This window comes from Nonomuraea sp. NPDC026600, from assembly GCF_040638335.1.
In the GTDB taxonomy this organism is placed as follows: Bacteria; Actinomycetota; Actinomycetes; order Streptosporangiales; family Streptosporangiaceae; genus Nonomuraea.
The window spans coordinates 1-4,867 of record NZ_JBEZYD010000092.1 but is presented as its reverse complement, the minus strand read 5'-3'; the positions used below and the strand labels follow the sequence as shown (position 1 = coordinate 4,867).

The window sequence follows — 4,867 nt, the reverse complement described above, 5'->3', positions numbered from 1 at the left end:
TGTAGGATCCGCGTTTCGCTGTCGAAATCCGCGTCTCCGTGTCAGTTAAATGTCGGATTCGACATGCCGACGCGGACCGGCAGGTCAGAGGTATCACTGAACCCTTTTCATCCCCGACGGTAAAGGGCGCTGATCACAACATGATCGTGGGTCCCAGTGTCTAGCCCATCACTCCAGCTCTCCGATAGCGGCCACCGCGTGCCCGCCACCGCCTTTGCAGGTCCAGAGCGCTGCCCCGCCCACCTGTTCCGGATGCAGCCCGAAGGAGTGTGCCGGGCAGGTCGGCCAGGCCTTCCCATCCTGCTCGGCGATCACCGCTTGGGCCAGGTCGGCGATCAGTACGAGGGTGGCAACCGGTTCATGCTCTTCGTCAGCACGTAGTCCTTGGCTGGAGTATCGACCCTTGTATTCGACGCGAAGGTAACCGTGCTCGTCCCACTCCGGGATGTCGAAGCCGAGTCGTCCGGCGACACCGGTCACGCCCATGTCACCCTGCACGGCGAGTACCGCGTCATCCAGCACCTTGTTGGTGATCATGTCCCTAAGCCTGGCGCACTTTCAGCGTCGGTGTCGGCCAACGGGTAGAGAAGAACAGCCGCTTCCCGGCAGCGCCACATCGGCTCTACCAAGGCGCCTGGCGAACGAGGATGAAAAGGGCTCACTCCTCTACCGCCGCAGAGGGCCAGTTTTCACGATCTGAAGACATGCGGCCGATGCTGGGGCCAGGCTGGCCTGGCAAGCTCGATGCCCTTGTTGCGAGTGATGCCCCGGAGGCGATTGGTGTCCGAGGATGACTTGGTAGCCTCGGCGACCATCCAGGCCAAGGACCGGAACGGCACCGAAGTGGTGCACTGCGGTGCCAGCGAGGTATTGGCCGAGCAGTTGCTGCCTGGCGGACCATGGCGAACGTTCCGCTGGCACTTGGGACAAAAGCACTATTCGGGCACCTATTGGTCAGCGACTGAACGTGCGCATGTGATCTACGAGTCCCGGCTGGAGCTGGCTCGGCTGTTATATGCCGACTTCGATCCGGGAGTGTCGCGAATACTCGCGCAGCCGTTCCTGATAACGGTCCGTGCTGATGGGGCAACCCGTCGGCACGTTCCCGATTTCCTGCTGCTTACGGAGGCCGGTCTGGTGGTGGTTGACGTCAAGCCGGCACACCGGCTATCGCGTCCCGAGGTGGCTTTCACTTTTGAATGGTGCCGGGCTGTGATGGAAGCGCGTGGGTGGGGCTACCAAATATGGAGCGAACCGCCAACAGCGGAGATGAGCAACATCCGCTTCCTGGCGGGTTACCGCAGAGACTGGCTGTTTGATGCAGACCTTCTCACCGCACTGGGCCGCGCCAATCTGGACGGCGCGACCTTGGAGGAAGCGTTCGGCGCGGTTGCGGGCTGGGATTCACGGCTTGTCCGCGCCGCGGTCTTCCACCTGCTGTGGTCCGGACGCCTGGTCACCGAACTGGAGCGTCCGCTCAGTGGCGGCCATGTCGTGCGGTGCGCGCGATGAGCGGTGGCGTGGTGCGTCTGAGTGTCGGCAGCCGGCTGGTCTATGACGGCGAGGCAGTCGAGGTCATCGAGATGGTCGCCACCGCGGTCGGCAACCAGGTGGTCTTGAAGGACCGGCTCGGGCGGATGCTGCGGGTCGCGGCGAAAGAGCTGCTGCTTTCCGAGCGGGCTCGCGTCGTTCCTGACGGTCCAGGGCCATCGTCGGCAGACGACGAAGACGTGGCCTCGGTCGTTCTGTCGCGGCTCAGCCCCGCTGAGCGGCAGCGGCTGGTGGAGCGGGCCGGACATGTCCGCGAGGTCCGCACCGGCTACAAGTCCGGCAGCGCGGAGTTGGCCCGCCCTGGGGAGCCTCGCCCGGAATACGACCCCGCCTTGCCGTTCATGGCGCGCTATGCGGCGAAGGCTGCTGAGCTTGAGGTGGAGGCGCGTACGGTCGAGCGCTGGGTACACGATTTCCAGCACGGTGGGGAGGCAGGGCTGGCACCCGCCGTCCGCGTTCAGTCGCCGGTGTTGGAGCGCTGTGATCCGCGCTGGGTGGAAATTGCGGTTGAGGTGATGGTCGAGCACCTGGACCAGGCCCAGCTGATGCGCAAGACGGTCCTGGATCGGGCCCGGGCGCGAGTGATCGCCCGGTTCGGTGAGGGCGTCGTCGAGATCCCAGGCCGGAGCAAAGGTTATGAGGCGTTAGAGGAACTGGAGAAGCAGCACCCCACGTTCCGGCTGAGCACCAAGCGCAACCGCGACATCGCGGCGCGACCGAAGGGCACCTACGGCAAGCTGCGGCCCACCAGACCGGGCGAGTACCTGCTGATGGACACCACGCGACTGGACGTCTTCGCCTTGGACCCGATGACGCTCCGCTGGGTGAACTGCGAGCTCACGGTCGCCATGGACTGGTACTCACGCTGCATCACCGGGTTGCGCCTGACACCGGTGTCCACCAAGGCCGTGGACGCAGCGGCGGTGCTCTTCCAGGCATACCGTCCACCAAAGGTGCTCCCACACTGGCCGGCCCAGGCTGTCTGGCCCGAACACGGCATCCCTCGATCGGTGCTGGTCGACCAGGACGCGCTCGACGGGCCGCTGGCCCGCCGGGCGGGGCCCGCGCTGGCTCCGGAGACGATCGTGGTGGACCATGGAAAGATCTTCGTGTCGGAGCATTTGACCAGCGTCTGCGCCCGGATGGGGATATCGATCCAGCCCGTTCGGCTCCGCACGGGCCGGGACAAGGGACCGATCGAGCGGTTCTTCAAGACGCTGCGACAGGATCTGCTGCACGCGCTGCCGGGTTACAAGGGCCCGGACATCTTCTCGCGCGGTGTGAGGCCGGAGGATGAGGCGTTCTTCTTCCTGGACGAGCTCGCCGACAAGATCCGGCAGTGGGTCGCCGCCGACTACCACCGCGCTCCGCACACCAGCCTGGTGGAACCGAGCATCCCGGGCCTGCGGATGTCACCGGCGCAGATGTTCGAGCACGGGATGGCCCGCGCCGGCTACATCGAGGTGCCGCGGGATCCCTATCTGGCACTGGAGTTCCTGGAGACCGAGTGGAGGACGATCCAGCCCTACGGGGTAGAGATCGACGGCTGCCGCTACAACGGCGACGGCCTCTACCATGACGCACGGCCCAGCCCCTACCGAGGCGGGCTCTGGCCATTCCAGGTCAACCCCGACGACATCACCCGTATCTACTTTCGAGACCTGGAAAGGCGTTGGCATGTCCTGATCTGGGAGCACGCGCCCGGGCTGGACATGCCGATGAGCAGGGACGCCCACCGCTACGGCTGGAAACTGGTCGCAGCCCGGCACTCCTACGCCAGCGAGCGGCTGGTGGTCGAGGAACTGCTGGAGCGCTGGAATCTGGGCTTCGCCATGACGTTGGCCGAACGGCGCATGGCACTGCGGATGGCCCGGGACCAGGTCGCGTTCGGGATCGAACTCGACGAGCTGCCCGCACCGCAGGCACCGGCGCCGCCAGCTGAGTGCCTGGCCGGCGTCGACGATGCCGCCGACTTCGCGGACGATGCCGGAGCCGACCACAGCGACGGGTCGTTGGAGGACTTCGACGCAGACGCTTTCTACGCCGACGCGCTGGAGGAGCTGTGAGCCGCCGCCAACGTGCTGCAGCCGAGGACCGTCAGTGGCGGGACCTGCCGTTGGACAACCTGACCCTGACCAAGAAGGAAGGGTTCGCCGCCTTCGCCGAAACCTCCGCCTTGACGCCCCCGCAGAACCTGACTACTCCCCAGATGAAGGCGCTGAGCGAGGATGCACTGGCCGAACACAACAGGCAGCGCCGCCGCTGGCACGCGAACCTACGCCCAGTCCGGACCCAGCAGGTCGATCTCCTGCACGAGGACCTGAACGACATCTTCGACTCCTGTCTCGACCAGGGTGGCCAGGAGGCGAAGGGCGCGGCCGCGCTGGATGCCTTTCCCGGGCTGGGCAAGACGACTGCCGCGCTGGCCTTCGCCCGGGACGTGCACAACCGGCTCATCGCCGAGCACGGCCGGTTCACCAAGGCCGGACACGAACGCTGGCCGGTCTGCCGGGTCGGGATGACCGGCGACACCGGGATGAAGGACTTCAGCTGGGCGATGCTGGAATTCTTCGCGCACGCCGGCCGCAATAGCGGCACCGCGAACATGTTCGCCTATCGTGCGCTCGACTGCGTCATTTCCTGCGAAACCCGACTCCTGATAATTGATGACCTGCAGTTTCTTCGGTTCCGGAGCCAGTCGGGGGTGGAACTGAGCAACCACTTCAAATTCATCGCCAACGAGTTCCCGGTCATGCTGCTGTTCATCGGCTATGACCTGCGAGGAAAAGGCCTCTATCTGGACCCTCAGTTGGAGCGGCGGGTCACCCGGCTGGGGCTGGAGCCGTTCAAGATAGACGACGAGGTCCAACGAGCGCAGTGGCGGCGCCTACTGCTGAGCCTGGAGCAGCGACTCGTGCTGGCCGACAAGTATCCAGGCATGCTGGCCGACGACCTGAGTGATGATCTCTGGGCTCGCAGCACCGGACACATCGGCTCCCTGATGACCCTGATCCGGCGCGGCTGCCAACGCGCGATCCGCACCGGCGAGGAACGATTGACCAACGAACTGCTGGCCAAGGTCAAGCTCGACGAAGCCGCCGAACGGGTTCGCGCGGAGTGGGAGGATCTGTTCCGTTCCGGGCGCAAGACCACCAAAACCGCCGGATCCCGAAAAGCGGCGCGGTGAACGCGCCGCGCAGCCTACCGATCCGGGTGCTCCGGCTGCCAGGTGAGGCGCTGGACTCATGGCTGGGCGCGCTGGCCCGGCGCAGTGCCATCAACGCGCGCGACCTGTTCATCGCAGCCGGCCCACCCT

4 protein-coding genes are annotated in these 4,867 nt (G+C 65.6%); 3 read left to right on the top strand and 1 reads right to left on the bottom strand.

Translation table 11 applies throughout. From position 1 onward, the window contains the following. Positions 1 to 168: 168 nt before the first annotated feature. Positions 169 to 537: a hypothetical protein gene (locus AB0F17_RS66235; RefSeq protein WP_358047789.1), complete on the bottom strand. Its 369-nt coding sequence runs from the start codon at positions 535 to 537 to the stop codon at positions 169 to 171. 243 nt (positions 538 to 780) lie between these two features. On the opposite strand from AB0F17_RS66235, the gene AB0F17_RS66230 reads away from it, so the two are divergent. The 3 genes from AB0F17_RS66230 to AB0F17_RS66220 are packed head-to-tail and all read left to right on the top strand — an operon-like array spanning position 781 to position 4,738. Further along, complete coding sequence (locus AB0F17_RS66230; protein ID WP_358047787.1) at positions 781 to 1,512, top strand: TnsA-like heteromeric transposase endonuclease subunit; 732 nt, start codon at positions 781 to 783, stop codon at positions 1,510 to 1,512. Between the two features lie 8 nt (positions 1,513 to 1,520). After that, positions 1,521 to 3,617, top strand: coding sequence for a hypothetical protein (locus tag AB0F17_RS66225; RefSeq protein ID WP_358047785.1), 2,097 nt, complete (start codon positions 1,521 to 1,523; stop codon positions 3,615 to 3,617). Further along, on the top strand, positions 3,614 to 4,738 hold the full coding sequence (locus AB0F17_RS66220) for a TniB family NTP-binding protein (RefSeq protein ID WP_358047783.1): 1,125 nt from the start codon (positions 3,614 to 3,616) through the stop codon (positions 4,736 to 4,738). Before AB0F17_RS66225 ends, AB0F17_RS66220 begins: the two co-directional genes overlap by 4 nt. The last annotated feature ends 129 nt before the right edge of the window (positions 4,739 to 4,867 follow it).